Raw genomic sequence first — 4,325 nt, forward strand, 5'->3', positions numbered from 1 at the left:
CCGTAGTGCCTTGCGCACGACAACGTCTCCAGACGCGTCAACGGCATGAACTTGAAAAACACGCTTGGCCAAATCGAGGCCCACGGTGGTAATCTGCATGGCGGATGGCTCCTTTGCTTGGGTTGCCAGACAGCAAACCCATTTTGGCACTCAGATGCCGGGAGCGGGAGCCATCCACCTCATCCGCTATCGGGTAGCGAAGGCCGTGTAGCTGCCCTTCTRCAGCCGACCCAATTCTGCATTGGTCTATTCGACTGCGAGTTTCTATGCCTCGAAGGTTCACAGCTCAGATTCTGGTGCGCAGCTCATGACCCCGACCCTGTCATTGGTGCTGTGAGGCTTGGGCTAGAGAACGGTTTTCCCGTTCTGGATACCGTGCGGCCGGCGGCGTGATGGTCGAGGCCGGCGTTGTTGTTGCTGCCTCCCGCTAGGTCGCAAATATCCTGGAACGCAGCCGAAGCCTATGAAATAGACCGGTGGATCGCAGCCGAGCTGGCGGCAACCACGCTATCTAACATTGAAGTGGATATTTAACTCCACTGCTGTTAAATAGATCGAGTGATGTTAGATGAGTTTCCGGACATGCGATTGCGTGCGCTTGCGAGCGCGACGGAAACCTATGCACGCGAGGCCTTCGGGGCACACCTCCTTCTCGATCCCATCAAGCCGCTCGGACTCCCGCACTTTCTGTATGACCGCTATAGCATGTGGCGCGGGGAGCTGCTCGACGGCCCGGCCGTATTCATCGTTCCGCAAAGTGGTGCCATAGGCGGCGTTGACGAGTTCCTGAAGCATCGGGACCAGATGCGGCGCCATATCGATGCCCGCCTGTTCGTGCTGTTGCTCGAAAGCGTACCAGCGGCATTGCGTCGGCGCCTCGTGGAAAAGCGCGTCGCATTCATTTCTCCGGGGGCGCAATTCTATGTGCCCGAAGCGTTTGTGGACCTGCGCGAAACCTATTCCAGCGAGCCAGGACCATCGCCCGAGCAGATGTCCCCAACCTCACAAGTGGTGATTCTTGCCGCGCTGCTTGGGCACGAAGTGAACGATGCCAGCCTGACCCAGCTCGCCGAGCGCTACCAGGTCGCGATCATGAGCATGAGCCGGGCGTTCGACGAACTGGAGGCACTCGAACTGGCGCGGCCGCACCGCGTCGGCCGGCAGCGTCGCCTGAGCCTGCGCTTCGGTGGCGGCGACCTCTGGCGCGCGGTCGAGGGGCGCTTGCAATCGCCGGTGCGCAAGATTCGCTATGTCACGGGCGAGCTACCCTTGAACGAGGCGGTGTTGGCGGGCGAAAGCGCCCTAGCCCAATATACGATGCTCACCGAACCGCGAATCGAATGCAGGGCAGCGCCGGCAGCCGCTTGGAAGCGGATGGCACGGCAACACGGATTGGAACCTGCCTGGGCCTATGACGAACGTCGGATCGAGATCCAGACATGGGCCTATGATCCCCAAGTCCTCACCGACAACGAGGTTGCCGACCGACTTTCGCTCTATCTGAGCGCACGGCATGACGCGAACGAACGAGTCGCACAGGCAGCCGATTATCTTTTGGAGCCCTTTGGATGGTAGCTGGCGTCGACCGCTTTCGCGCGCATTTTTCGGGCCATGAGCACCAGTATGTGCTGATCGGCGGCGCGGCATGCGAGCTGATCATGGAGGAAGTCGGTCTCGATTTCCGCGCGACCAAGGATCTCGATATTGTCCTCATCGTCGAGGCGCTCGACCCGGCGTTCTCCGAAAAGTTCATGGCCTTTGTCGAGGCGGGCGGATACGAGATCCGACAGCGTAGCGAAGGCGAGCGGATTCTTTATCGGTTCGCCAAGCCGTCGATCGAAGGATATCCGGCGATGCTGGAGCTGTTCTCCAATGCGCCGGACGGATTCGAGCTGGCACCCGGCAGCCAACTTGTGCCGATCCCGATCGCCGAGGCAGCGGCGAGCCTGTCGGCCATCCTGCTCGACGCCGACTATTATGCGTTTCTCAAGACGATGGGACGATCGCTGGACGGTGTGCCGGTTCTCGACGAAGCCGGCCTCATCCCCTTCAAGGCGCGTGCCTGGGTCGATCTCAGCCGCCGTCGTGCGGAGGGCGAGAAGGTCGACGAAAAGGACGTGAAGAAGCACCGCAACGATGTTGCGCGTCTGTTGCAGCTCCTAAGCGCGGAGGCGACGTTCGACCTGCCCGAGACGATCAAGGCCGATATGCAAGCGTTCGTCGACGCTCTTGTCGGGCAGGATGATTTCACGCCGAAGCAGTTTGGGGTCGCGATGACGAGGGAGGTCGTCATTGATCGGCTGCGCCGTGCCTATAAGCTCTGAGATTTCGACCCGATACTATGCACGTCAATTTGTGCTGCGAGTACAGTCTTTCAAATGCCCGATCAAGAAGGAACTGGGTCTATCTCGCCAGCAAACAAACGACCGAAGACCTGACTCGCCGCCCCAAAGCGGATGAGGTGGATGGCTCCCGCTCCCGGCATCACAGTGCCAAAGTGGGTTTGCTGTCAGGCAACCCTAGCCAAGGAGCCATCCGCCATGCAGATTACCACCCTGGGCCTTGATCTGGCCAAGCGCATTTTTCAAGTTCATGCCGTCGACGCGTCTGGAGATGTTGTTGTGCGCAAGGCACTGCGGCGATCGCAAGTTCTGCCGTTTTTCACCAAGTTGCCGCCCTGCCTGATCGGCATGGAGGCGTGCGGCACATCGCATCACTGGGCTCGAGAGCTGACGGAGCTCGGCCATGAAGTCCGCCTGATGCCGCCGGCCTACGTGAAGCCTTATGTGAAGCGCGGCAAGAATGATGCGGTGGACGCCGAAGCGATTTGCGAAGCGGTAACACGTCCGACCATGCGTTTCGTGGCGATGCAGCAGCCGAGCAACAGGCGGCCCTGTCGCTTCACCGCACACGCAACCTCCTGGTCAAGCAGCGCACGCAACTGGTCAACATGATCCGTGGCCTCTTGGCCGAGTTCGGCATCGATATCCCCGAAGGTTTGAAGCGGGCGCTTGCACTGGCGCGCCAGATGGCCGCGAAGCAAGTGACGCCGGACGTGCCGGCGATGGCAACGCAGGTTCTTGATCTCCTGTGCGGTCAGGTCCTCGACACCCATATTCGTCTCCAGGCGATCGACCGTTCGATCCTTGCCCTGCAAAAATCTGACGAGGTGGCACAGCGTCTATCGACGATTCCTGGCATCGGTCCTGTCGGCGCCACAGCATTTGCCGCATCGGTTGCCGATCCGGGGCAGTTCCGCTCGGGCCGAGAGTTCCCAGCCTGGCTGGGGCTCACACCTTCGCAAAACTCGAGCGGCGGCAAGGACAGGCTCGGCCGCATCACCAAGATGGGTGACCGCTATCTGAGAAAGCTCCTTGTGGTCGGCGCGACGTCGTTGATCCGCCGAGCGAGATACAGGCCAGAGACAGCAGACCCTCGGCTTGTCGCGCTTCTCGCCAGGAAACCGGTGCGGGTAGCGAGTGTGGCCATGGCGAACAAGATGGCCCGTGTGGTCTGGGCGGTCATGGCGCGCGGTGAGATCTATCAATCCCGCCATGTCCCGAACCTTGCGGCGTAAAGTTGTGAGGAAGATGAGACCTGAAACAGAAACAGTTCGAGCCGATCGAACGGCTCCATGAGGTTGTGAGAGCGACGCGATGTGATGGCGAGACCGGTCAGGCCGGGAACAGGAACAACCCATCGAATGTCCAAGGCGTCATAGCCTGATAAGCAGATTGGGATCCCGTTTCGCCGAGCCCATCAGGGCCAGCAGCCTCCAACGGCTGCACAACAGGCCGGACAGAAGACTGCACCCGACCAAACGCCAGACGTCGAATTCTCTTGCAATGCGGGAGCCATCCACAGAGGACGTTCCGCTTTGGGGCCTATTCCAGACGGACGGCTTTCAGGCACCGACGGCGGGATAGCTGCCATTGGTAGGGAAGCGATCAGCGCGACCGCTACCGACCCTGTTTCCGACGTTTACCCTAGATCGTAAGGATGTCAGCCTCGAGCCCGAAGCCGCCGTTCGAGGAACGTCACGTAGCATCAATGTTCAAGCTACCCGGCCGCTCCGTAGCTATTTTCACAAATGCCTTGGTCGCGGGGGTTGGCTCGCGGACCGGCAGAGACAGCTCGAAAGCTGCTTCCGGCTCGGCTATTGCGGCATGGCGAGCTTTCGGCCGGATCGCATTGCATATCGCGCGCAACTCGTCGGGCGCGGCACAGGGAGAGGGATCAGACGCTCAAGAGAGCCCGCCTTTGGCGGCGATGGCCGGACCTTGTTCGTCACCACGGCCCGGATCGGCCTGACAGACGAACGCATT

General features: G+C 60.6%; 2 protein-coding genes and 2 pseudogenes. All 4 read left to right on the forward strand.

The features are described 5' to 3' along the window. Positions 1–240: 240 nt before the first annotated feature. Positions 241–381, forward strand: a pseudogene (locus AC1DWF_RS30550) (exonuclease); the annotation flags it as partial. Positions 382–561: 180 nt separating this feature from the next. Continuing rightward, positions 562–1,575 (forward strand): hypothetical protein, encoded by a 1,014-nt coding sequence (locus AC1DWF_RS30555; RefSeq protein WP_476804341.1) that lies wholly within the window; start codon positions 562–564, stop codon positions 1,573–1,575. Next, positions 1,569–2,324 carry a hypothetical protein gene (locus AC1DWF_RS30560; protein ID WP_476786802.1) on the forward strand — a complete coding sequence of 252 codons (756 nt, stop codon included), beginning with the start codon at positions 1,569–1,571 and terminating at the stop codon, positions 2,322–2,324. The genes AC1DWF_RS30555 and AC1DWF_RS30560 overlap by 7 nt, the downstream gene beginning before the upstream one ends. 216 nt (positions 2,325–2,540) lie before the next feature. Beyond that, a pseudogene (locus AC1DWF_RS30565) lies at positions 2,541–3,577 on the forward strand (IS110 family RNA-guided transposase). Positions 3,578–4,325: the final 748 nt, after the last annotated feature.

The organism is Aminobacter sp. P4_D5, assembly GCF_056401815.1.

Excerpts from the sequence above, each read along its gene's own strand:
- AC1DWF_RS30555 (WP_476804341.1), top strand. The coding sequence starts at position 562 with ATGTTAGATGAGTTTCCGGACATGCGATTGCGTGCGCTTGCGAGCGCG.
- AC1DWF_RS30560 (WP_476786802.1), top strand. The coding sequence starts at position 1,569 with ATGGTAGCTGGCGTCGACCGCTTTCGCGCGCATTTTTCGGGCCATGAG.